The sequence below is a fragment of the Sulfurimonas aquatica genome (assembly GCF_017357825.1).
GTDB lineage: Bacteria > Campylobacterota > Campylobacteria > Campylobacterales > Sulfurimonadaceae > Sulfurimonas > Sulfurimonas aquatica.
This window is the reverse complement of sequence record NZ_CP046072.1, coordinates 2,616,986-2,642,146: the sequence shown is the minus strand read 5'-3', so window position 1 is coordinate 2,642,146 and position 25,161 is coordinate 2,616,986. Positions and strand designations below refer to the sequence as shown.

21 protein-coding genes are annotated in these 25,161 nt (G+C 34.8%); 13 read left to right on the top strand and 8 right to left on the bottom strand.

Annotation, left to right across the window (positions count from 1 at the left end; translation table 11 throughout):
• Nucleotides 1–2 precede the first annotated feature (2 nt).
• Genes GJV85_RS12645 through GJV85_RS12615 form a run of 7 tightly spaced genes read left to right on the top strand, consistent with a single transcriptional unit; the run spans nt 3 to nt 8,788 of the window.
• Nucleotides 3–1,103, top strand: a complete 1,101-nt coding sequence (locus GJV85_RS12645; RefSeq protein WP_207561733.1) for a succinylglutamate desuccinylase/aspartoacylase family protein — start codon at nt 3–5, stop codon at nt 1,101–1,103.
• Nucleotides 1,103–1,582, top strand: a complete 480-nt coding sequence (locus tag GJV85_RS12640) for an ATP-dependent zinc protease family protein (RefSeq protein WP_207561732.1) — start codon at nt 1,103–1,105, stop codon at nt 1,580–1,582. Before GJV85_RS12645 ends, GJV85_RS12640 begins: the two co-directional genes overlap by 1 nt.
• A 2-nt stretch (nt 1,583–1,584) precedes the next feature.
• A complete protein-coding gene (locus GJV85_RS12635) occupies nt 1,585–2,970 on the top strand; it encodes a mechanosensitive ion channel family protein (protein WP_207561731.1) in 1,386 nt (461 codons plus the stop codon).
• An 18-nt stretch (nt 2,971–2,988) separates the two neighbouring features.
• Nucleotides 2,989–4,803 (top strand): Na/Pi cotransporter family protein, encoded by a 1,815-nt coding sequence (locus tag GJV85_RS12630; RefSeq protein WP_207561730.1) that lies wholly within the window; start codon nt 2,989–2,991, stop codon nt 4,801–4,803.
• Between the two features lie 2 nt (nt 4,804–4,805).
• On the top strand, nt 4,806–5,042 hold the full coding sequence (locus tag GJV85_RS12625; protein WP_207561729.1) for a hypothetical protein: 237 nt from the start codon (nt 4,806–4,808) through the stop codon (nt 5,040–5,042).
• Between the two features lie 52 nt (nt 5,043–5,094).
• Nucleotides 5,095–6,888 carry a mechanosensitive ion channel family protein gene (locus GJV85_RS12620; protein WP_207561728.1) on the top strand — a complete coding sequence of 598 codons (1,794 nt, stop codon included), beginning with the start codon at nt 5,095–5,097 and terminating at the stop codon, nt 6,886–6,888.
• Nucleotides 6,881–8,788: a TIGR00341 family protein gene (locus GJV85_RS12615; RefSeq protein ID WP_207561727.1), complete on the top strand. Its 1,908-nt coding sequence runs from the start codon at nt 6,881–6,883 to the stop codon at nt 8,786–8,788. The genes GJV85_RS12620 and GJV85_RS12615 overlap by 8 nt, the downstream gene beginning before the upstream one ends.
• A gap of 23 nt (nt 8,789–8,811) precedes the next feature.
• Here GJV85_RS12615 and GJV85_RS12610 read toward each other — a convergent pair whose 3' ends face one another.
• From GJV85_RS12610 to GJV85_RS12595, 4 genes are read right to left on the bottom strand one after another with little or no spacing between them, the layout of a single operon-like run.
• Nucleotides 8,812–9,882, bottom strand: a complete 1,071-nt coding sequence (locus tag GJV85_RS12610; protein WP_207561726.1) for a polysaccharide deacetylase family protein — start codon at nt 9,880–9,882, stop codon at nt 8,812–8,814.
• A gap of 15 nt (nt 9,883–9,897) precedes the next feature.
• Nucleotides 9,898–10,935 (bottom strand): peptidase M42, encoded by a 1,038-nt coding sequence (locus tag GJV85_RS12605; RefSeq protein ID WP_207561725.1) that lies wholly within the window; start codon nt 10,933–10,935, stop codon nt 9,898–9,900.
• A 9-nt stretch (nt 10,936–10,944) separates the two neighbouring features.
• On the bottom strand, nt 10,945–12,543 hold the full coding sequence (locus tag GJV85_RS12600; RefSeq protein WP_207561724.1) for a cation:proton antiporter: 1,599 nt from the start codon (nt 12,541–12,543) through the stop codon (nt 10,945–10,947).
• A complete protein-coding gene (locus tag GJV85_RS12595) occupies nt 12,528–13,040 on the bottom strand; it encodes a mechanosensitive ion channel domain-containing protein (RefSeq protein WP_207561723.1) in 513 nt (170 codons plus the stop codon). Before GJV85_RS12595 ends, GJV85_RS12600 begins: the two co-directional genes overlap by 16 nt.
• Nucleotides 13,041–13,160: 120 nt before the next feature.
• Here GJV85_RS12595 and GJV85_RS12590 point away from each other — a divergent pair, with 120 nt between their 5' ends.
• From GJV85_RS12590 to bioA, 3 genes are all read left to right on the top strand, one after another.
• Nucleotides 13,161–14,876, top strand: coding sequence for an autotransporter assembly complex protein TamA (locus tag GJV85_RS12590; RefSeq protein ID WP_207561722.1), 1,716 nt, complete (start codon nt 13,161–13,163; stop codon nt 14,874–14,876).
• Complete coding sequence (locus GJV85_RS12585) at nt 14,873–17,638, top strand: translocation/assembly module TamB domain-containing protein (RefSeq protein ID WP_207561721.1); 2,766 nt, start codon at nt 14,873–14,875, stop codon at nt 17,636–17,638. Before GJV85_RS12590 ends, GJV85_RS12585 begins: the two co-directional genes overlap by 4 nt.
• 78 nt (nt 17,639–17,716) lie before the next feature.
• The gene (bioA, locus tag GJV85_RS12580) at nt 17,717–18,988 is read left to right on the top strand and encodes an adenosylmethionine--8-amino-7-oxononanoate transaminase (protein WP_207561720.1); all 1,272 of its coding nucleotides are present in this window, start codon (nt 17,717–17,719) and stop codon (nt 18,986–18,988) included.
• Here bioA and GJV85_RS12575 read toward each other — a convergent pair.
• Entirely contained in the window at nt 18,985–19,497 is a 513-nt protein-coding gene (locus GJV85_RS12575; protein ID WP_207561719.1) for a hypothetical protein, read from the bottom strand. The two genes, bioA and GJV85_RS12575, sit on opposite strands and share 4 nt — an antisense overlap.
• A gap of 126 nt (nt 19,498–19,623) precedes the next feature.
• On the opposite strand from GJV85_RS12575, the gene speB reads away from it, so the two are divergent.
• Genes speB through GJV85_RS12560 form a run of 3 tightly spaced genes read left to right on the top strand, consistent with a single transcriptional unit; the run spans nt 19,624 to nt 23,386 of the window.
• The gene (speB, locus tag GJV85_RS12570) at nt 19,624–20,514 is read left to right on the top strand and encodes an agmatinase (protein WP_207561718.1); all 891 of its coding nucleotides are present in this window, start codon (nt 19,624–19,626) and stop codon (nt 20,512–20,514) included.
• Nucleotides 20,515–21,606 carry a glutathionylspermidine synthase family protein gene (locus GJV85_RS12565; RefSeq protein ID WP_347402365.1) on the top strand — a complete coding sequence of 364 codons (1,092 nt, stop codon included), beginning with the start codon at nt 20,515–20,517 and terminating at the stop codon, nt 21,604–21,606.
• Between the two features lie 55 nt (nt 21,607–21,661).
• The gene (locus GJV85_RS12560; protein ID WP_207561717.1) at nt 21,662–23,386 is read left to right on the top strand and encodes a response regulator; all 1,725 of its coding nucleotides are present in this window, start codon (nt 21,662–21,664) and stop codon (nt 23,384–23,386) included.
• Here GJV85_RS12560 and GJV85_RS12555 read toward each other — a convergent pair.
• From GJV85_RS12555 to GJV85_RS12545, 3 genes are read right to left on the bottom strand one after another with little or no spacing between them, the layout of a single operon-like run.
• The gene (locus GJV85_RS12555) at nt 23,373–24,158 is read right to left on the bottom strand and encodes a nicotinate-nucleotide--dimethylbenzimidazole phosphoribosyltransferase family protein (RefSeq protein WP_207561716.1); all 786 of its coding nucleotides are present in this window, start codon (nt 24,156–24,158) and stop codon (nt 23,373–23,375) included. The two genes, GJV85_RS12560 and GJV85_RS12555, sit on opposite strands and share 14 nt — an antisense overlap.
• Nucleotides 24,155–24,592, bottom strand: coding sequence for a hypothetical protein (locus GJV85_RS12550; protein WP_207561715.1), 438 nt, complete (start codon nt 24,590–24,592; stop codon nt 24,155–24,157). Before GJV85_RS12550 ends, GJV85_RS12555 begins: the two co-directional genes overlap by 4 nt.
• Nucleotides 24,589–25,158 (bottom strand): hypothetical protein, encoded by a 570-nt coding sequence (locus tag GJV85_RS12545; protein WP_207561714.1) that lies wholly within the window; start codon nt 25,156–25,158, stop codon nt 24,589–24,591. Before GJV85_RS12545 ends, GJV85_RS12550 begins: the two co-directional genes overlap by 4 nt.
• Nucleotides 25,159–25,161 lie beyond the last annotated feature (3 nt).

Genomic DNA, 25,161 nt, shown 5'->3' with positions numbered 1-25,161 from the left:
CCATGAGACTTCTTATTCTAATCTCACTGTTTACGTCTCTTTTGCTAGCCCAAGCCACTGATAAAAAGTTTATCTTAGGTGGAGTAGAAGTATTAAGAGGAACTACTGTAACCATCAATATTGAACTACCAAAGTTTTATAATACCGCAACTGAGCTCCCAGTGAGAGTTATTCGTGGTAAAGAAGATGGCCCTGTTGTTTTTATCAGTGCGGCTATACATGGTGATGAACTTAATGGAATCGAAATTATTAGAAGATTACGAAACCTGGAGTTACTGCAGGGTTTAAAAGGAACTCTGATCCTCGTCCCCATAGTTAATATTTATGGCGTTATGAACCAATCAAGATACCTACCTGATAGAAGGGACTTAAATAGAAACTTTCCAGGAAGTGATAAAGGCTCTTTAGCTGCAAGAATCGCAGACATCTTTTTTAATGAAATAGTCAAAAAATGCGATTTAGGTATAGACCTTCATACGGGCTCGCTTCATAGGTCTAACTTGCCTCAGATTAGAACAAATTTAGATAACAAATATACTTTTAGGTTGGCTACAGCCTTTGAAGCGCCAGTAGTTTTGCACTCAGAACTTCGTGATGGATCTCTTAGAGCGGTTGCTCAAGATGCAGGTGTGCCAACACTGCTTTATGAATCTGGGGAAGCTCTGCGTTTTGATGAGCAGAGTATACGCATTGGTGTTAAAGGGATAGTGAATGTTCTTAGTGCCAATGGTATGCTTCCTGATTTGCTTACTACTAAGAGTAAAAAGTTTCCAGTAGTTGCTAGAAGTAGTCAATGGCTACGAGCTACTGATAGCGGTATTATTAGAACAGTAAAAGCACTAGGTGATACCGTACAAGAGGGTGAAATAATGGCTTATATAAATGAACCATTGGATGATAATATTTATGAGATAGTTGCTCCTTATGATGGGATTATTATAGGAAAATCAGAAATGCCTTTAATCCAAGAGGGAGATGCTGTTTTTCATATAGCAAATTTTAAAAAACTTAAAATTGCAGATAGTAAAATAGGCTATTTTTGTGAGGGTGCTTTAGATGATTGTGAATTTATAGATTATAATGATGCAGAGGCTATTGAATAATGATGAAATATATATTTTTACTTTTTTTAGTGCTTGCTTTAAATGCTCAAGAGACTATAGGGCGTATAGACAAGTTTGATTTACCAGAGTTTAATATATCTAATATAAAAGCGAAGTTAGATACAGGTGCAAAAACATCATCGCTACATTGTAGCTCAATCATGCCTACTGGCTATAATAAAGTTAAATTTATAGTGATGGATAGTAAAAACAACAGCTTAAGTAATGGCTATGTAGTAAAAGATATATCAAGAGTATCTAAGGTTAAAAGTTCAAATGGTAAAGCGGAAAAAAGATACTTTATAAATACAAAAATACTTATATATGGTAAAGTATATGAGATAGAGCTTTCTTTGAGTTCAAGAGGAGAGATGCTCTATCCGCTACTTATAGGACGAGAACTTTTAAATAAAGGTTTTGTTGTTGATGTAACAAAAAAATTTCTTTCATATAAGAAAAAAAGAGAAAGAGAGGAGTAAGATTGATAAAAATAATATTTTCACTACTTTTTAGTTTCTGTTTTATACTCGCAGATACGAATACTACCGCACCTATAAAAAAGAATATCTGGGATAATGATAATATCTGGATTAAAACTTATGCTAACAATAGAAACTATAAGATTATCATTAACAATATTGTAAAAATTGAGCAAAAGATTAAAAAAGTAAAGTACGATATGGAATATTTAGAGGAGTTACATTCTCGTCTAGAGGTTCAAAAGTCTAAACTTAACTTATATGAGAGAAATAAGAGTTTTGATAGGTTGCTCCTGCCATACAAGTTTGAAGTTCAAGAGATTACGATTCAAGACTATGTATTTAAAGATGCAAAAAACCAACTCTCTAAAACTATAGACAAATATATAGAGCTGAAAAATGAATTTTATAAGGCACACTCTTTACTTAAGAGTTCTGCTAAAAAAGAGAAACTTGTACGAAAAGCCGACCTTGAATATTTCAAAGAGTTCTCACAAAATATTGATAAAACATACTCTAATCTTATTGAAGCCAAAAATGAGCTAGATGAAAAGTATGAACTATATCTTGAGAATAAGTTACAAAAGCATCTCATTACCTCTTATATTCTCTTGGCCGCTTATATTATCTATAAAATATTTAGCTATTTTTTACTATATATTGAGAGTAAACTGCACAAAGAAACTAGTCAAATTAGATACAAAAAGGTTTTATCAATATTTTTCTTTTTAGGAACTTTTATATTCCTAGTTGTAAGATATATGGAAGACTTTTTGTATATTGTTACATTTTTAAGTGTGGTTGCAGCAGCACTTACAATAGCCACAAGAGAGATAATACTCAACATAATTGGTTCAATATATATCTTTTTTAGTAACATGGTAAGAGTTGGCGATAGAATCATGGTTCAGTTTGAGACTAAGCATACTATAGGTGATATAGTTGACATATCATTAATGAAAATTAAACTCAATGAGATAGAAGACTATAGTAATTTAAAAGAGATTAAAAATGTCGGAAGGACTATATATGTACCTAATAGTTATGTTTTTACAAAAGTATTTTACAACTACTCTCGTAAAAAAGATGGTCTGATAAATGATCTTATAGAGTTCGAGTTTACTCCCGCAACAGACTTTAGCGAAGTAGAAAAAATCACTTCGGATGTCTTTAGTAAACTTGAGAGTGATTTTAAAATTACTTTTACTTTGAACAATTTAAAAACAGGCATCATCGGACTTATATCTTATAATATAAACTATAAAGTAGCTTCAAAAATGCGTGGTGAAATTTCTATTAAACTTCTACAGGCCTATAGCGACTCTGGAAATATCAAATTAAAAAGTTCTAAACCATCTACAAAAGCAAAAGTAGATGATGGTGAATAACAGGGATTGGGCTAAGCGATGCTAAAAAAAATATTTTTACCTTCAATCTTAGCTCTGCTGGCTTATGGCTTTTGGATTAGCCCAAACTTTAAAGAGATAGCTGCGGGAATTTCAATATTTTTATTTGGAATGCTCGCACTTGAGCAAGGTTTTCAGGCTTTTACTGGGGGGCTTTTAGAAAAAGTTCTCAAAAAGTCTACTGACAAACTTTATAAAAGTATACTCTTTGGCGCAATATCGACTACCTTTATGCAATCAAGCTCTTTGGTCTCTATACTTACGATATCTTTTTTAAGTGCAGGACTTATCGGTCTTACTCAAAGTATCGGTATTATATTTGGAGCAAATCTTGGTACGACTACTGGAGCTTGGCTAATCGCTGGTTTTGGTCTTAAGGTTGATATCGCAGCTTATGCAATGCCGATGCTTGTTTTTGGTATTGTTTTTATTTTTCAAAAAAATAGTTCTATCAAAGGATTGGGATATATTTTAGCCGGACTAGGATTTTTGTTTCTTGGTATTCACTATATGAAAGATGGCTTTGAAGCCTTTAAGAGTACTATTGATTTGTCAGCTTATTCGGTTGATGGCTACAAAGGTCTCTTTATCTTTGTTGGTATAGGTATATTTGCTACTGTGGTGATGCAATCTTCCCATGCAACGCTAGTTCTTATCATTACTGCATTGGCAGTAGGGCAGATTAGTTATGAGAATGCCTTAGCTTTAGCGATAGGAACTAATATCGGTACTACAATTACCGCAATTATAGGTTCTCTTAGCTCTAATATTGATGGGAAAAGACTTGCAGGTGCTCATTTTATTTTTAATGTTACCACCGGTGTTATTGCTATTGTCTTTATCCATCAAATCATATTTTTAGTTGATATGATTGCAAACTATTTTGGAATAATGAGCGATGATTATACCTTGAAACTTGCTGTGTTTCATACTGTTTTTAATGTAATAGGTGTAGTCGTGATGTTGCCATTTATAGGTAGATTAGTTACTTTCTTAGAAACTAAAATTACAACTACTACTACAAATGATGAGATAGGCTTTGATAGAGCTATCTATCTTAGTGAAGCATCACTTGACTTTCAAGATGCGGCAATGGAGTCGATAAAAAAAGAGACAAAACACCTTTATGAAAATGCATTTGAGATAATCGCTCACGGCATAAACATTAAAAAAAGAAATATTGTTTCATCCATGGAGTTAGATGAGGTTTTAAAAGTACACTACTCTAAAAAATATATTGACATAGAAGATTTTTATCATCATAAGATTAAAGAGATATATGGTGATATTTTAGACTTTGCTACAAGAGCTCAGACAAATATGAGTCCGGAGTATATTCAAAATTTATATAAACTAAAACTAGCAAATAGAGACATAGTAGAAGCAGTCAAAGATACAAAACATCTACAGAAAAACTTAGTGAAGTTCTCTACTCACCCAAATAAGCATCTCCAAGAAGAGTATCGCAAGATGAAAAGAAACTTGGCTGAACTTTTGAGAAATATAAATATAATAGCAACAACAGATGAAGAGGATGTTATAGTACTACTACTTGCAAAAGCTAAAGTACATGCACAAAAGTATGACATTATCTCTAATGGAACACTAGATAATTTAATTAGAAATCGTCTTATTACAAATCAGATGGCTACCTCTTTGATGAATGATAGTACTTATGTCTTTAACATTAGTAAAAATATGATTTCTATGGCAGAGACACTTTTTATAGATAACAGTAGTGATATAAAAAGTTTGCATGAGAGTGCGATTATAAGTGATAGTGAAGTGACATCTATTTTGGATAAAAAGGATTAGAGATGAGTGAGCAAAAGTTTATAGATAGGGTGGTAGAGACCTTGGGGCTCAAGAATTTTATACAGTCTGGAAAAAGAAAGTCTGTAAAAAACCTTCTAAAGAAGCTAAAAAAACGCAGATTAAAAATCCTTAAATCTCTCAAAGACGAGTCCAATAAAGAGAACCACAAAGAGTGCCAAGAGGAGCTAGATATTATTACCTTGCAGATACAAAAAGGTAAAAAGATATTAAATAAATAGACTTAAGTTTATTTAATCTATTTAAAATGAAATTTAAAAGAGAGAAAAACAGATGATTTACAAGTTAATTATATTACTCAGTTTTATGACATTGTCATTATATGCAGCTCAGCTAGATAGTAAGATTATTGATGCTGACAATAGCACACTTGAAGCATTGTACAAACAAGTTGAAATGAAGAAACAAACAGATAGTGATACCCTTCTTCAAAAAGTACTTATTAAAAAATTAGAATCATTTGATACAGAGTATAAGGTTAATGGGGACGTTAATACAACTATAACAGGTGAAGTAGAGTACAGAAAATTATTAAAAAATTATTATCTAAATATGCAAGAGCTATTTGTGGCTAAGGCTTCTCTTGAAAATACAGAGCATACACTACTATTACTACAAGAGAATCTTGAAAGTAGTGATAAAGTAGAATCAATACTAACGCAACAGTTACAATATGCATATCACAAAAAAAAGTTACTCTACAGTAAAAATAAAGTAGCAGGTCTGCAAAAAGCAGTAGATACTCAAAAAGAGCTTATCTCTAGCAATCTTATGAGGATAAAAATAGATAAAAAAAGTCTTGAGAATGATTTGAGTATCTCATATACATCAGAGAAGAAGTTACTAGAGTTAATAACAAAATTAAAATTAGAAAAAGAGAAGTTTCAACTACTAGATAATCTTAAAGAGACGAATGATGTGATAGCAATGATAGAAACAGAGCAAAAAAAGCTTCAAGAAGTTAAGGAGAAACAACTAGCTCAAAAGTTCTTATACTTTACTCTATACCTGCAGCAAAAAAATGAAAAAGTTTTTGATATTCAAACAGAAATCAAAACTATTTTAAATCAAATGTTGCTATCTCCTGAGTTTAAAAATAGTGTTTTAAATTTTATCAACTCACTATCATCAGAACATATGGGAGTCTTAACAACTATAACTGCCTCAACAAATCAAAGTATTCAAGAATCTATCACTGATCTATTAAATATGTTAAATAAAACTCTCTTTAGTATAAATGATGTTGAGATAAGCTTCTTAAAATTAATGGTTGCGGTTTTAATATTTGTTTTTGGTTTTTATCTTGGTGGATCATATAAAAAATACATAAGATTCGTAAGTACAAAAAGCGAAGTTATAAGTGGCTCGACTACTATTCTTCTCTCAAATCTTGGCTATTATATAATCGTGATAATTGGACTTTTCATATCACTTAACACTTTAGGGATTAACCTCTCTTCAGTAGCGTTAATAGCAGGTGCTTTGTCTGTGGGAATCGGTTTTGGATTACAAAATATAGTATCTAACTTTATCTCTGGATTAATCTTGATGTTTGAAAAAAGTGTTAAGATTCATGACTATGTGGAACTCTCAGATACACTTCGAGGTAGAATCACAGATATAAGAATGCGCTCTACGGTGATAACTACAAACGCAAATATTGACGTTATTGTACCTAATCAGAACTTTATACAAAACAATGTAGTCAACTGGACAATGAACGACAGTATTAAAAGGTTTGATATGCATTTTGGTGTTGCTTATGGTGCAGATATAAAACAAGTTATCCAAGTAATTGAAGACGCAGTTAAAAATAGTACTTTTAGTGATGTCTATGTGAGTAAGGAGAGAGTTACAAGAGTCTTGATGACCGGTATGGGTGATAGTAGTGTGAACTTTACATTAAATGTCTGGATTAAAGGAAATGAAATCTTCAATCCAAAAAGAACAGAGTCAAGATTTTTGATACTCATTTATGAGGCACTTTACGAGCACAATATTACAATTCCGTTCCCTCAGTTAGATTTACATATAAAAAAAGATGAAGAGTCTCCTATTAATGTATAAAAAAATATATCTCATCGTGGATGAGTTGGCTTCATCTGAGACGTTTGATGAGCTATTAAATTATATAAAAACACAGTACAAAATAGTTCCAGATATTCACTCTCACATGGATATGTTTGAAGAGGGAGATGAAAATGAACTCTACTTATTATATTTGGATGATGATGAAATAAAAATATTTTTCAAAAATCATCTTCAATCTAAGCTTAACATTGGAATACTCCCAAACGACAAAGCGGCGTTGGCCATGAAAAACTATGGGATATCTAAAGATTTATTTGAGGCAGTTGATGATGCTTTAAATATTGAGTGCCGTAGTGAAATTGATCTTTTAATTTGTAATGAACTCATCGCCTTTAACAGTGTCGTAATTGGCGATATGCATGGGATGAATAGATTAAACCTAAATGAAAGTAGCAGATGGCAGAAGGTCAAATACTTTTTTAATAATCTGAAAAATATAAAGTTTAAAAGCTACTCTTTGAGCACGTCAAAAGAGCATACAATCAAAACTGTAGCTTCTGGTATAACAATTCTTGAACACACGATTCAAGATGAAAAATTAGCACTCAAAGATAGCCTCTCTATTCATGACGGTAAACTCAATGCCTTTATTCTTGCCCCAACGTCTTTAATATCTTACCTTTGGTATCTACTCTCAATATTTTTTTATCAAAAAGTATCAATCAAGGCATTACCAAGAAGTTTAGGCTACATTAAAACTGCAAACTTAACTATCAGTTCAAGTGAGCCAATAGAGTATATGTTAGATGGTGCGCTTCTTAGTGCTCAAGAAGTTGAATTAAATACAATGCGCGACACAATGAAAGTACACCTGGGTCGCTCGCTTATAGATAATGTAAAAGTAGAAAATAATCAAGTAGAATCTAAAGATATCATAAACCTTAACGCTCTTCCTCACGGAGAGATGAATAAGTTTTTGATAGATAAAAAACTTCCTCTATTTAAAAAGGCTAGTGAGGATGATTTTAAAGAGTTATTTTTAAATTTACGCTCAAGTGCTAAGTTCACATATGTATTTTTAATACTAATGATTCTAAGTACTCTTTTAGCAACTACCGGATTGTTTGCAAACTCAGCTCCTGTAATCATAGGTGCTATGATTCTAGCACCACTTATGGCACCTATAATCTCACTTTCTATGGGCGTGGTTCGAGCGGAAAATTTACTTATTTCACAAAGCATAAGAACGCTCTCTATAGGAATAGTCATGGCACTGTTTTTCTCTGCAATTTTTACATTTATCATACCGTTAGAGAGAATTACGCCAGAGATGCAAGGCCGGTTAAATCCAAACATATTAGACCTGATGGTTGCGATATTATCTGGAATAGCGGGTGCTTATGCTAACTCAAAAGAAGAGGTAGCAAAGTCTTTAGCTGGCGTTGCAATAGCTGTAGCACTCGTTCCACCTCTAAGCGTTACTGGAATAGGAATAGGACTTGGTAGTTTTGACGTTATCTACGGCTCATTTTTACTCTTTATAACAAACCTTATAGGGATTACCCTAAGTGCTGCGTTAACGTTTATAGTTCTGGGCTACTCGCCAGTTACAACGGCAAAAAAAGGGATCTACTACACGAGTGTTCTTTTAACCATTATAACTATTCCACTAATATTTTCCTTTGCCGACATGATTGAAAAAAATAAGTATATGAGTGATTTAGAGAGTGTTAAAAGCATTATTTTACATGAGGAAAAAATAGAACTTAACATCTATGATGTGAAGTTAAATAATGATGTATTGGTTGTAGATTTGCAGAGTATTTCTGAGAAACCGTTAACACATGAAGAGTATGTCAAGATAAAACAGAGTATAGAGAAAAAACTTCAAAGAAGAATTGTCTTAGAAGTTACTCCTATGATTATTGTTCGCTAAACTAACAGGGATAGATAAGTAAGCTAGTTTATAATCCATAGATGACTATACCAAAACCATTTGCCATCTTCTGATGGAGCGGTGCAGGTGTATCTATCTCGTGGAGCATTAAGCGTTTTACTTGCTTGAACTTCCGCCTCTAAATCAGAGAGCCATTTAATGCTAATCCCTTCGCCATTAGACGTAAAACAGTTCATTCTTTTCATAGGATATTTTAGTTTTAAAGTTAATTTAGGTGGATTGTTCTCTTTGACAAGCGGCTCATATGGAGATAGGGAGGCTATAGGTAACGCAAGGGTGTTTAACTTCAAAACAAACCCATCAAGGTCTGAAAAAGTCTCCGACATCGCAAAACGCGGTAGGGCTTTTAAATCGCTATTTAAATCAATGGCACCTGATGTTTGAGTTACTCCAATATAGCCTAGCCTTTTTATAAACTCAGCAGTCGCTTGACTATACTCGCCAAATGGATAAGAGAGTAGTTTTGGATTTTCGTTTGTATGTATGCCGAGCTCTTCATGAAGTTTTTCTTGTGCACCTTCTATCTCTTTTTTTAAACGGCTTTGCCATTTCTGCTTACTTTCATCTTTGCAAGGGAGTAAAACATCATGAGTTAGCGAATGATTTGCAAACTCACCCCCATGTAAACGCATCTCTCGTATCTGTTCCCAACTCACATAGTTGATAGACTTGCCACCTACTGCAGAAGTATTTACAAAAACGGTAAATGGATATTTTTTCTCCTTTAACAGGGGAAAAGCTTTTGTGTAGACACTTATATAAGCATCGTCTATTGTTAGGGCTACTGTTTTATGTGGAATATTCTTTCCCTCAAGAACGTAACGAGCTATTTTTGAAAAGGGCCATACCTTAAAGCTCTTTTGTTCTAAGTAATCAAGTTGGCGTTTAAACTGCTCAAGACGTATATTTGTTGAGGGGTAAGTACTCTCTCCAAAGCGGTGATACATGAAAACTATGGCACTCATATTTTGTTTTTGAGAAGAGTTGTAAGTTTTATTTATTTCTTGGGCATCCATTGAAGTTATCATAAGCATTAGAACAAAGATAACTTGTAGTCTCAATGAAATATTCATAGTATTATCGCCGTCTTAACTATCTATTTGATATAGTTTACTTAAAATAGTAATCATACTCTCAACTGACTTGATGCTTGTTGTCTCATCAACCGTATGATATCCAATAGTAGGAAGTTGAAGAGTCGTCCCTTGTATCTCACCTTTTGTGGCATGGATAATACGACCGAGTTCCGTAGTTCCTAGAGAGTTTTTTGTTCCATTTTGCTTCATGATATTTTTTAAATATGCATCTTTGAAATGATATTTAATTCCATTGTCCATCGCTATTTTTTTAATAGTGTTTTTTAGGGGTGATTTAAAAACTGCGTTTTCATCACGATGTCTTAGAATTACATCTAAGTTTTGCATGTCCTCAAGTGATGCATAAGGACTTGTATCTAAAACTAAAAGCTCGTTTGTGGTGATGTCAAAACGTTTAAAGTACTCGAGTAAAAATCTCCAACTCTTTCCAGCCTCTTCAGACGCGGTGAAAAATGCGGTGCCTTTATAGCCTATGTGGTACATATATATCATTATTGCTACAGAGATTACATTGTCGATTTGCGCTGATAAATGATCATCTTTAAACTCTAGCTTATCCATAAATGCGATGGGAGTTCCAGGAAAAAGGTGTGAAAAATCATCAACTTTAAAGATGATATTATTTCGTCGCTCACATAGTGAAGCTTCTGTTATAACTCCCATTCCTAAATAGGTGCCAGACCAAGGCTCATATGCTTGGACTTTCTCACCAACAAAACGGGCATTAAAGTTATGTAAAAGTTTTTCAGAGTTGGATGTGCCCGTTAAGTCTGCTCTATTTTTTGCAATAAACGCAGCGTATTGAAACTCATTGTGCCCTGTACATATGAGCCCATGTCTATCTGCATGCGAAGACATATAACCACTTGATGGTTTACTCCCCTTAGCAACTAAAACGCCATCGTAGTACTCAACTTCGACGCCTATCTCTTCAAGTTCGCGTTTAACAAACATAAAAAATGGATGCTCCGCTCCAACTACACTTGGTATACGAATCAGTTGTTTTAAAATGTCATAAAATTCTTCCATAATAATCCTCTAAATATAATTTAATATAGCTCTACTTGTCTCTTCATTCTCAACAATAATATGCTGAAGACCCAACTCTTGTAAATAAGCTCTCTCCTTGATGGAGTGAACTTTAACAATGACTTTATCATTATGTACTAGCTTCTGTACGATTTGACATACAAGGTGGAGTTTTTTCTCATTGTCTATGGCGATGACAACCTTTTTAGCTTTTGTGAGATAAGACTTTTTGAGTATCTCTCTATTGGCGGCATTGCCATAGATTACAGGTTCTTTATTTTTTACCGCCAGCTCATACCGATCGGCGTTATTCTCTATAACGATATAAAATTGACCATCTGCTTTAAGTTTCGTGCTAAGATTTTGTCCAAATTCTCCATAACCCAAAACTACAACATGCTCACTAATTTCAGTACTAAAGAACTTCGTGTCATCAGGTTTGGCTTCGAGTTCTTTGATGAACATATCTGTAAGTCTACTCAGGTTGGAGAGTATAAAAGGTGTCATAATCATGGAGATTACAATGACGATAATCATCACTTGCCCATAAGGAGCCTCTACTAAAGAGTGTGCTCTTGCTAACTCTAAGATAACTAAAGAAAATTCACCAACTTGAAGAAGCGAAAATGCAGTTTTTAAGGTAGTTCTTCTGTTGTTGTTTTTGCCAAATTTGACAATGAAATAAATGATAAAAAACTTTACTACCATGATGAGAAGGAGTAAAAAAAGAATCAAAAAGGCATACTCGAATATAATCCCAAACTTTATCTGCATACCAACGGTTATAAAAAACACCCCAAGTAAGATGTCTCTAAAAGGAATGAGGTCGGCTTCTGCTTGATGTTTGTACTTAGTCTCTGAGATTAGCATTCCGGCTATAAATGCTCCAAGTGAATAGGAGAAACCGAGTAAGTGAGCACCATATGATGCACCAATAGCTAAAAAAAGAATTGAGCCTATAAAGAGTTCATCCGAGTGTGTCTTTATTATTTGCGTGAAAAATGGCTCTAAAAGATACCTTCCTATAACATAGAGGGCTGCCATTAAAATTACCACGCCAAGAATAATTTCAGAGATTACACTCCTTATACTTGTCTCACTAGAAGCGAGTATTCCTATGATTATTAAAACAGGGATAACTGCAATATCTTGCATAATCAAAATGCCTAAAGCATTTTTTCCATACTGTTTATTTATCTCTCCTGTTTCGTTAAAAGTTTTGAGCACTATGGCTGTAGATGACATTGCTACAGCCATAGAGATAATAAAAGCGCTATATTTGGCTAAATCAAAAATGTAAAACGCAATAAGAAAAATAACAAGTGAAGTTATGAGAATCTGTAAGCTTCCAACAACAAGAACCTCATACTTCATCTCTTTGAGGTGCTTAAACGAAAACTCAAGTCCTATGGTAAACATCAAAAAAACAACGCCAAATTCCGCTATCTCTTTGAGCTCATGGTTGTTTACGGCGTCATGCAGACCAAATAGGTAAGAGATAATAGTACCTGTGAGGATATAGCCTATTAGTGTGGGAAGTGCGAATTTTTTTAAAAATATATTTGCCACTAACGCTATAAATAGTGTTGCAACTATGATTCCAAGCACATATCTTCCTTAGTTTTTTTTAACTTTTTAATAGGCTTTTGTATAAAAAGGTTGTTTGGATACATAATAGTTTCACCATCGGCGTCTAAAAGCTCAATTGTAAAAAGTGATATTTCAATTATGGTTCCAGTAACGGTGTTATCTCCATCTATAATTGTGATGGTATCCCCAACGCGAGCAGGAAATGTAAAAAATATAATTATGCTTGCAGTAAGGTTACTAAGAATAGACCATTGTGCAAAAAGAGCCACACCAACGACTGTAAATATAGATGAAGCAAAGATTAAAACACCATCAAGACTTACACTCCAGATAATAGCAAGAAGCAAAAAGGCTACTACGATGACTAAAAAAGAGATACTCTTAGATATATAGTAAGTTCTTTTCTCAGAGACCTTTTTAATCGCCCCTAATTTAGTTAAAAAATAGTCTAAAGATCTAAGGCTAGCAATAGTTCCTAAAATAAGCGCTAAAGTTAAAATAATCTCATTATTCATTGTTTAAATTTCCTTGTTATGGTAATATGGAATTATAATCAAATAAATCAAAACTGACTCTAAATTAAGTGATTTATATATAGAATATATGATTAAACATATAAGAGAGCTTATATACTTTTGAAAAAGAAAAATATACATCTAGTAGTGCAATTTATTTTATTGTTTTTACTCTCTTCGCATCTCTTTGCGCAAAAGATTCCCCTTCTTTTTGAAGGCCAAAGTGAGTTACAAGAGAGGGGGCTCTACGAAGCACTAAATCTTAAAAAACTTTATTTATATGAGTTCTATAAAGAGGAACCTAAGGTTGATATTAAGAGTATAAAGCTTCTTCTCCAAGTGATTCAAAACTACTATAGAACAAAAGGTTTTTACCATACAGAGGTCTCTTACTATGAGAGAGAAGGGAGTGTAATAATCTCGATAAAAGAGAATGAACCTATGCTCGTAGAAAGTATCGAGATAGACTCAAAACTCGATATAGTCCCAGTTTTACCTTTTAAGAAGAGTGAGTTATTTAATGCGGATGCTTTTTCTAAAAGCAAAAAGGATATTAAACTTCTTTATTCAAAAGAGAGCTATTGTGACATTTCACTAGACTCAAAGGCTTATGTAGATACTCAAAAAAATAGTGTCAGACTTGTCTATAAGGTTGTAGAAAACGAGTTGTGTCATTTTAAGAAGATTGAAGTTAATAGCTCTAAAAACATATCTGCAGATATTGCAAAGTCGCTTCTGTATTTTGAAGAGGGAGATCTCTTTAGTATAGAAAATATCAAAAAAAGCTATAAAAACATTTATGCATATGATGGTGTTTCAAAGGTTTTGATAGAGACACAAGTGGAGAATAATAGTAGCGTTAACATAAAACTAGAAATAGAAGAAAATGAAAAACCACTGCGTTTTATAGCGGGTTTAGGTATCAGTAGTGATGAGGGACTGATGGGACAAATGGGTCTTAAGCATAGGAACTTTTATGGTAATTTAAAAAGTTTAGGTGTTGAAACACGAGTTACAGAGGTAAAACAGAGTATTAAAATGCAGTTTGATATGCCTCTTTTATATAAAGATGCGACAGGCTTTGAAGTTGGTTTGGAAAATGAAATATTTAGTGGTTTTACAGAGTATAGACTCTTTAGCTCTGCTTATTTAACACAACGCTACATCCCATCTACTTTTAAAGAGAGTCTTATTTTAGATCGCACGAGTACTTATAATGCCCAGGATACAGTGCTTTTTCCAGAGGCTGTTTTACTTGTGGTCTCCCCAAAGTTAGAGTGGATGTACGATACAAGAGATAGTCTACTTGATCCAAAAAATGGTTACTTCTTTAGTAGTGACATAATGGGTTCGATTAAAAGTACACTCTCAGATGCCTCTTACCTAAAAGGAAATATCAAAGGAGCTTATCTCTACCCCATAAAATCATCAACTCTTGGAGCAAAAGTAACTTTTGGAGCCTTGAATGTATTTGATGGAGTCATACCGGCTTCTTATAGGTACTTTGCTGGAGGTATGCATAGTAACCGTGCCTACACCTACCGTGATTTAGGCCCTAAAAATAGTAATGGTAACCCATCAGGATTCGACACAATTGTTGAGAGTACTCTTGAGTACCGATTTCCTCTCTATGGAGACTTTAGAGCGGTGCTATTTAGTGATAATAGCTTTGTGGGTGATAGTTATCTCCCCGATAGTCAAACTGCTTACTATAGTGGAGGTGTGGGTCTACGATATATTTCACCTATTGGTCCTATCGCGTTTGATGTTGGTTTTGACTTGAGTAATCCCTCTTCACAGTTTGCTTTTCACTTTCACATAGGAGAACTTTTTTGATCTCCTATCTTTATCTCTTGTATCGAAACATTATTCTATTTTTTATTACGATTTTTATTCTGCTTGGTGTGCTTCTCATTAACAAAGAGGTCGTTCCATATTTAGCACAAAAGTATGCAGGAGAGTATGGACTAAAGTACTCAAAAGTAGAGGGAACACTTTTTTTTGGCATCACTGTAAAAGAGCTAGAGTATAAAGATTTTTTAAAAGCCAAATCACTCACGGTTCGTTACGACTTTTTCTCACTTTTAGCCCTCTCTCCAAAGATTAGTAAGATAACAAGCGACTCTTTATATCTAAACGCAGATAAGCTTCCCACTTCCGATAGTAATGAAAGTGGGGTTTCAACTCCTGCGTTTAGCATCAAAACACTCTTGCTAAAAAATGTACAAATTATGTACAACAAAGAGCTGTACGGTTTTGACGTAAATGCCACAAAGATAGAGTACGAAGAGAGTTTAAGTGTAAAGAAAATGGCACTGGATTTTAGATCTTCCTATGGAGATGTTTTGCTAAATGGTTACATAAATTCTAACACACTCTATAGCGATAGCGTCATTAGCGTCAACTCCTCAATAAGTAAAAAATATCTTAGCTTTTTACAAACGCCACCCAAGAGATTAAACTGCATGCTTGAAGCTGATACTAAAGGTGCAAAACTCTCTACTAAGCTTAAGAGTCTCAAACTCAAAGAGAGAGAAGAGTTAGAACTCAAAGAGATAGCCCTAGAGTTAAACTACTCCTTTAAAGAGCAAAAGTTAAATGGGGACTTCAGATATAAACTTTATTATGAGAGGTTTATTCTACAAGCTAAGCAAAAGCTTCTTCTTGGTCTAAATGGCAACTTTAACTCAACTATAAACGCAGAGGTGAAAGAGACTCCTTTTGTTTTGCCATTTAAAGAGATAAACGCCAGAGCCTCAGGAAGTCCTAAAAAAATAGCTGTGAGCCTAGACGCAAACAAACTGCGCTATAAGTTCACAAGCGATGACTATAAAAAGTTTTTTATTGAGGGTGAGGCTAAAGATTTTGAGCTCTCTTTTGTTAAAGAGTTGCCTGAACTTTTACAAAAAGACGTCATCTCTTTTAAAAATAGCGCAATGCTGCAACTCTCTCCACTGAGCTTGAGTGCGAAACTCGAGGTCGACTCTCTGTACTACGTGCTTGCAACAAACGCCACTTGGCAAGATGGCAATATCTCAGCTTTTTATACTCTCAACCCAAAGAGAGAAAACGCGCTCTTTGAAGGCTATCCTCTTGAGAAATTCTCTCCACTAAAGGGTAATTATATCGCCAATGGAGTGGATGAAAGAGTGAAGATAAAAGCGAATCTTTTAGAGATGAAGCTTCTTAAAAAAGGCGAAAGTATCACAGGAGACGGTAAGCTTGCATCAAATAGATTTACTTTAGCAACTCGGATAGATAAAGAGAAGCCAATGGCATTAAGTCTTGATATGAAAGTAACTTCTTTAAAAAATATGCTTATAGCGTTTGAGATGAGTGATACAAGTCTGAGCGATATATCCGACATCATGCTAGATATAAATAGTAGCGTGGTTTTAAGCGAGCCCTTCATTGTGAAATCATCTCTCTACGTTCCAAGCATAGCGTACAAAGCGGATATGCAGACAACGCATCTTCTCAATGACATTAGGGCAAAAATAACTTTTAGCGAGGATATACTTACTCTTCATAGTTATGATCTGAAGTATAAAGAGCACTCTGTCTACTCAAATAAAAGTTCGAAAATTTCACTGAAAAAGAGTTCAGAGATTCTCTTTAAAGAGTTTTGGATATTTGACAATATCCTTTTAGCGGGTAGTTACAAAACTAAGAAAAAATCGGGAGACTTTACTCTAAAGGGCGACAAGGTTCACTACAAAGATAAAGAGTTTGACGTAACACTCAAGATGGATCTAAGCGCTAGCTTTGATGCTAACGCAACAAAAGTAGCGGGTGGAGTGACTCTTTTAGATGGAAATATTTCATACATGCCAAAGTCGGACTATACTATCAATGATTCAGATATTATAATCATTCAAGATATCAAAAAGAAGAATAAAGGATCTGATATGTTAATGGATATAAAGGTTGACTCTACAAGTGATATTCGTTACATACATGAAAATGCGACTATCTTTTTTCATCCAGATCTACGAGTTATAAAAACAGCTACAAAAGATACTCATGTTGAGGGTAAAGTGTTTATCTCAAAAGGGGAGTTGAGCTTAAGCGATAAAAAATTTCTAGTAGATAAAAGTGAACTCTATTTTGATGGAAATATGCCTATAAATCCAAAACTCAATTTAAATCTACACTACTATACACTTGATTATATAGATATTCATATATATGTGACTCACACCCTAGAAGAGCCCGTTTTTATCTTCTCATCAAATCCCGCCTTGAGTCAAAACGACATTATGTCTTATATACTTTTTGGAGAGAGCGCTAACTCAATGTTTAACTCCTCGGGTGACACTTCCAAAACGTCTCTACTTTTGGGAACGGGCATGAAAGAGCTCTTTAACAAAAACTCTACTGTGCAGATAGACACGCTTAATATATTGACAAAAAGCGATGGCTCCATAGGCTATGAAGTTGGCTCGCGTTTAAGTAAAGATATGCGAATAGTCTATAAAAATGACACAGTTTCTAGCGTTATCTTGCAGTATAACCTTGGAAAGTCTACAAGAGTAGATGTTGACGTTCGTCAAACGGGGCAGGGAGTTAGCCTGATTTATCTAAAAGATTTTCAGTAAAAAACAAGTATAATTTTAAATAAAATATTTGTATCAAAGAGATATAAAATTCACTAATAGTGATGAGGAGATACTAATTTGTTAGCATACGATAAAGAGCATATTTTGCACCCTTACGCTCCCTCGATTCCTTCGATGGATATGCAGTTTGTCAAGTCCGCTTCTGGGGTTTACTTAGAGTTAGAAGATGGTAGAAAAATCATAGATGGCATGAGCTCTTGGTGGTCGGTTATTCACGGATATAATGTACCTGAGTTAAACGCGGCGGCATCTGAGCAACTGAGCAAAATGAGTCACGTTATGTTTGGTGGACTGACACATGAACCGGCTATAAAACTTGCAAAAACTCTTTTAGAGATTACGGATGAGTCACTCGAACATATTTTCTTTAGTGATTCAGGGAGCGTGAGTGTTGAAGTGGCTCTTAAGATGGCTTATCAGTACTGGAACTCTCAGGGAAATAAGCAAAAAAATAAGATTCTGGCGTTTAGCAAGGGTTACCATGGCGATACATTTGGTGCCATGAGCGTATGCGATCCCGTAACGGGAATGCACTCTGCGTTTGAAGGAATTTTACATAAAAATATCTTTGCAGATGCTCCTTCACCGGCGTTTAATGATGAGTGGGACGAGAAGCATATAGAGGATTTTAAATCTAAACTAGAGCATTATCATACTGAGATTGCGGCGGTTATTTTAGAACCCATAGTTCAAGGCGCTGGTGGGATGCGAATCTACTCGCCCTCTCTCTTAACAAGTGTAAGAACATTGTGTGACAAGTATGATATCTTACTTATCTTAGATGAGGTTGCCACTGGCTTTGGACGAACGGGTAAGCTCTTTGCTTATGAGCATGCAGAAGTTACTCCAGATATACTCTGTGTTGGAAAGGCTTTAACTGGTGGGTATCTCTCTATGGCGGCAACGCTTACAAGTAAAAAAGTGATGCAAGGAGTTGAGGCTAATGGCAACGTTTTGATGCATGGACCAACTTTTATGGCAAACCCCTTAGCTTGTGCCATCGCAAATGCGAGTCTTGAACTGTTGCTAAAGTCACCATGGCAAGAGAGAGTTGAGGGCATAGAATCCCAACTCAAAAATGAACTTCAAAAGTGTGAAGAGTTAGATATTGTCAAAGAGATAAGAGTTCTTGGAGCCATTGGCGTTATAGAGTTAAACGCAGACGTAGACTTGGCTTGGATGACTGAGAAGTTTATAGCACATGGCATTTGGGTAAGACCATTTTTAAACCTAGTCTACATAATGCCTCCTTACATCATAAGTAAAGAGGAACTTAGCACTTTAACAGGAGCTTTATATGAGGTTGTTAAAGAGTTTGGAGCTATTTAAGCTTCAAGTTTTCGTATCTCTTTAACCGCAGGATAGCCCTTTTGAATGTAGATACAGAGTCTCTCTCGAAACTCCTCTTCTTTTTTAGTTATCTTGCCATCAACGTCGATAACTTCACTTGTGAGCTCGATGAGACTCTCTTTTAGCTCTGGCGATACTCCAGATTCACTATGTGGGAAGTACTCTAGTGCCTCTGAGAGTTTTATGGTATGCTTCATAGACTCTATCTCATTTACCATGTGAGAGTAACCATAAAATATATCTCGTAAGCCTTTTTTATCTGGTCTATCTAGTGCTCTTTTCATATTATATTTGTAAAGAGCCACTACCTGTTGTTCGGTTTTATCTATCTCATCAACATTGGCAGCGGCATATAAGAGAGCCAATGTTCCAAGAAAATTCTCAACACTCTCGTCTGAGATCTCTTTTCCATAAATCCAGCGATTATTTGTCTCTTTGAGCGCAGAGATAAGTCTTTTATACATACAGTTCATCTTTGTGAGAATCATTAAAATAGTCCTTGTATGCGAATTATAACTGATTTCATTTTATTTTTATAGTTAAGGGAGATTAGAATATAATTCTTGCATTAATTATCGCTATTTAAATCAAAAATATATTTACGGAGTAAATTTATGGAATATCAAGAGCTACCAAATGCGTCTTTGGAGGATGCGGATATTGTAATATTGCCTATTGGTTACGAAGAGAGCGTTTGTGGGCAGGGTGGAACCGCTGATGCGCCAAAAGCCATAGTGGAGATATCCGAACAGCTTGAGTACTACGAAGAGGACTTAAAATGGTCTCCTATGAAGTACATGAAAGTAAGAGTGGAAGAGGAGATAAGAGAGTATGCGCAGATAGATGAAAAGGTCTCTACATATGCGTTTAAAGAGGAAAAACTACTTATATCTTTAGGCGGAGAGCACTCTATCACTCCTCAAATCACGGCGAGTAGATTATCTTCGGGTGCCACTATAATCTTTTTAGACGCGCATGGGGATTTAAGAGAGTCTTATCAAGGGTATGAGTTTAGTCACGCAACGCCTGTGCATCATCTTTTAGCGCAAGGTCACAAAGTCATTATGGCTGGGATTCGCTCTTTGTTTGAAACAGAGGCGGCACGCATAGAGAGTGATGAGATGATAGAGTGCTTTTTAGATAGAGAGCTTCGTAAACCCGGGATGAAAGAGAAACTTCTCTCTCTTATCTCGAGCATAGAAGGGGAGGTCTATCTCAGTATTGACATGGATGCTTTTAATCCCGCTTACGTTCCAAGCGTAGGTACACCACAGCCTGGAGGGCTTGACTGGTACTTCGCGTTAGATATCATAGAAGCGCTATTTGAGAATAAAAAAGCGGTGATAAAAGGCGTAGACATAATGGAGCTTATTCCTGAAGCGTCTACCGTCTCACAAGTTTTTGCCGCAAAACTGATGCAAAAAATCATCTCTTACTGGGGTAAAAGCAGAGGCTTTGATAAAAAAGAGATGAATGGCTCACAAACCTTAGTAAAGTATGAGTAAGTGCCAAACTTTTTAGATATAACCCCGATATCTACAAAAGCCCTAAGTGTCATGGGCCTTTCATGGCATACGGATAGCGATGGAGAGTACGTAGTTGGAGATAAATTACTCGCTATTACCGAGCAAGAAGCTTTGGCTTACCACGATGCGGCTAATGAACTCTATGAAATGTATGAAAAAGCGGCTGAGTATGTCATAGAAAATGAACTATTTGAACTTTTAGACATACCAAAGAGTTTAATTCAAAGTATAAAAAACTCTTTTAAAAATGAGAGAGACAATCATCTCTATAGCCGTTTTGACCTTAGTGGTGGAATTGATGGGACACCAATTAAACTTATAGAGTTTAACGCAGACACTCCAACCATGTTACTTGAGTCAAGCCTTATCCAACTTTTGATGTTAAAGAGTAACTCTCTTGAGGATAAAAAGCAGTTTAACAATATATATGAGAGTATTGGCAAAAAGATAAAGAGCATCTCTAAGAGTAAAAGTGCAGAGTATAGTCGTTTTTTATTTAGTTGCATTTCAGGCATAGAAGAGGAGCTTAACACAACAAAACTTCTCCAAAAAATAGCACAAGACGAAGGACTACTAACAGAGTTTTCTTACCTAGAAGATACTTATCTTGATGATAAACATGACTTTATGTTTAAACTCTATCCCTGGGAAGAGATGGAGTCATTCGAGGAGAGTCAAAACATTAGTATGCTAAATCCATCCTACACTCTTCTTTATCAATCCAAAGGGATGTTAGCAATCCTTTATAAACTTTTTCCAGATTCACCCTATCTTCTAGAGACATCGTTTAAGCCTATAAAGAAGAAGTATGTAAAAAAAAGAATGTTTGGTCGAGAGGGCGCGAACATAGATATAGTAGACGAGAGGGGAGAAGTTTTAACCTCGACAGAAGGTATCTATGATGAGTATAAAGCAATCTATCAAGAGTATACGCCTTTTGTAAAAGATGAAGAAAATAGTTACTACCAAGCAGGGGTCTTTTATAGCGATGGAGCCTGCGGACTAGGTTTTAGAAAAGGTGCGGAGATACTTGACAATATGAGCAAGTTTGTTGGACATGTTATTTTATAATATTTTATATTTAATAAGCTATAATCAAAGATAAGAGAATAAAAAGAGGAACTAGATGAATGCTAAGGAGTTAGAACTTAAAATTAACAAGTTAGATTATCTCTACTCAAGTCTACTAAACTCTATGGTTGGGGCTATGGGCATCGCTGTTTTACTTTACTTCAGTATCAGTGGGCATGTAGATCCAGTCCTTTTGAATATTTGGCTTTTTTTAACTTTTTTATTAAGCTTTATAAGAATTATTTTTTACATGATGTATAAAAAGTGCTCTCCTGCAGAGTGTAATTTAAATTTTTATTACAATGTATTTGCCATTACCGTTCTTACCTCCTCCGTGTTATGGGGAATTACTGGGGTAATTCTGCTTCCTCAAGAGCTAGAGCTACAAGTTTTACTCTTAATGATGGTTGGTGGTCTCTCTACAGGAGCCGCACTTAGTCTTGCCTCGAATGTAAAGCTATTTTATATCTTTATTATCTTTTCGATGGGTCCTTTTGTGTATGTTTTTATGATGAATGAAAGCCAACTTGCTAACTCATTACTCACAACTTCCATATTTTATATGCTCTTTTTAACGGTAATATCGAAAAAAATGTCAAACAGAATTATTGCTAGTATGACTCTAGAGTATGAAAATAAGAACCTTATCAATAATTTAGAGCTAAAAGTAAAAGAGGCTAACTCCGATAACAACGCGAAGTCAAAATTTCTCTCTGTTATGTCACATGAGATAAGAACGCCTCTTAACGCCATCATAGGTTTTGTACAGATTCTTGAAAAGTCAGAAAAAGATCCACAAAAAAAGAGTTATCTTGAGATAGTAGATAAATCTTCAGAAATGCTAATGAATGTTATTAACGATATATTAGATCTGACAAAAATAGAGTCAGGCAAAGTAGTAATAGAGTCTGTTGAATATGAACCTACCAAAGAGTTAGAGAGTGTTTTTAATCTTTACAAAGTGGCTTGTTCTCAGAAGAAAATAAAAATAATAAATTCTATTTCGCCTGATTTACCTCAATATATTATAGGTGATTCTCTGCGTTTAAAGCAGATTGTCTCTAATCTACTATCAAATGCTCTTAAGTTTACTAAAGAGGGAAAAGATATTGAACTTATCTCGAGTTTCAATAAGGAAAAAGCAATGCTCTATGTTGAGGTAAGAGATGAAGGCATAGGCATTGATAGTGAAAATATGAAAAAAATCACTGGGGAGTTCACTCAAGCAGATGATAGTGTAGCAAGAAAATATGGAGGTACGGGACTTGGCCTCTCGATAGTATCAAAATTTCTTACACTCCAAAAGAGTGAACTTCAGATAAGAAGTGAATTTGGAGTAGGGAGTAGCTTTTACTTTGAGCTTCCAGTAGAACTGGTTGAACATGAACAAGAGGAAGAAGAACAAGAGAGGGAACTACTCTTTAGTACAAAGCATATCCTAGTCGCAGAAGACAATAAAACAAACCAGATGCTTATAGAAATTTTACTTGAAGATTATGAGATTGATGTGACTATCGCTAATGATGGAGTTGAAGCTGTAGAACTCTCTAAAGCACAAGAATTTGATCTAATCTTAATGGATATAAACATGCCAAATAAGAATGGTAGTGAGGCAATGAAAGATATCAAACAAAGAGGTGATAAAACGCCAATAGTTGCCTTAACCGCTAATGCAGTGGCTGGAGATAAACAGAAGTACTTAGAAGAGGGTTTTGATGATTATCTTGCAAAACCTATAGATAATGCTGAGTTTCAAAAAGTGTTGATTAAATATCTATAGTATAAATAGTGAGCTCTATGGCATCTAATATCTCTTGCTCATTTAAATTATTAAACACAGCAATACAAAGAGCCGCTCCCGCTCCATGAGTATCTTTCATTTTGTCTTGAGAGACTTTGAGAAGTTCTATCTCTGAGTCTTCAAAACTAAAGTTTAGTGTGAGAACTTTTGGTGTGTAACTTAACTTTTTGAGTATCTCTTTCGTTTGCTCTTGGGATTTATCTTGTGAAAAAGTAGCGGAGGTTAGAGTGATGTTATCGTGTTTAACTCTCATGAGAATATCTTCTCTTAAGTTGTCTGCAATAAGCAAGCAAGTTGCCATATCTTCCGCCCCGGAGAGAACAATATGGAACCTTCTAGAGGCTTCAAGTAAAAAACCAGCATAAAAAAGAAGTGTTTTGTTTTTGAACTTATTTAGCTCTTGGAGTGAATTGATATTTTCATCACTGTCATATGCTAAAGAGTCTTGTGAGAGTATGAGAAAATGTCCTTTTAACTCATACTCAGCACCTAATTTCATCCCCTCTATGACAATCTCTTTGGCAGTTGAATCACAAAGATGACTGAGATCTAAAAGCTGCGTTGCGCTAAATGGCACTGTCGCATTTATGGCTCTGCTTATAATGGAAGGGCTTATGGTTTTATCTTCATTTATCATAAGCTCTTTAGAGGTGAAAAAGTTTTCACTCTTTTTAAAAGAGGCAAAGATAAAGTCGGCTTTGCCTTCTAAAAAAAGCTCTTCTTGGTTGTTTAAGATATTTACTATTTTCATATTTTTACTTCCTCTTTCGTCTCGCACTCACTCATAATGTTTTTCCACTCTAAATCAAACGTTTTACTCACAAAGTGAAGCTTATGTGGAATAAGGCAGTTTGTACAGTCGTGATGCACACTATTTTCATATGTAAAGTTATCTCCAAGATCTAGCTCGCACTTACTATACAGAGTTTGCTCATTCTTTTTTGAGAGTCCATTATCATTGAAACGAAAATGCGGACATGCACAGAGGTAACAGTTTAGAGTCTCTATATCATGGCATTTTTTATTGCTCTCATATAAAAGGCAAAAATCTTTCTCATTTTTTACCATGTTGTCAAAATCAAAGTACTGGGTGATTTGCTCTTTATCATAGCCCTGAGAGGTGAGTTTTTTAACTATGTTTTTATGCTTAATGGCATGCTCATCAAACCAATTTTTATAAGTCATTTGATTCTCTTAAATGATTTGAAAAGATAAAAAATGATAGATACTTGATTTAGAAGAAGTAAAAAGTGTATGAGATAAACCTCTGTTTGTTTGTTATCAATACCAAAGCCGAGTTCCAAGAATCTGTAGAAAATGTATGAAAGAAGCATCCCTAGAAGATACCCTTTTTGTTTTGCAACGTCAACAAGCTCTAAAGGTTTAGAGTGCTTTAAAAATAGGGTCTCGGCACGGATAAGATAAGAGCCAAAAGTAAAGGTAATCTGGTAGCCTATATAGATGATCAGCGCAGTAGTATATGAGTATGCAAAGAGTAAAAAGAGAGTTATAACAAACAGAAGCGTTAGCTCAACCGTTAGAGATATTTTAAAAAAGTACTCTATGTTCATTATCTTGTAGTAGAACTTTGCAACTACTAGCATAGCAAGTGCTAAGAGAATCCCTCCCATGCTGTATATGGATGGTTGTAGAGGCGCATAGAGTATGAAAATACTCCCAACGCTAATCCCGAGAAAAAGAGAGTTTAGAAGCTTATACTTTATAAACTCTCTTATGTTTAATTTTAGCAAAGT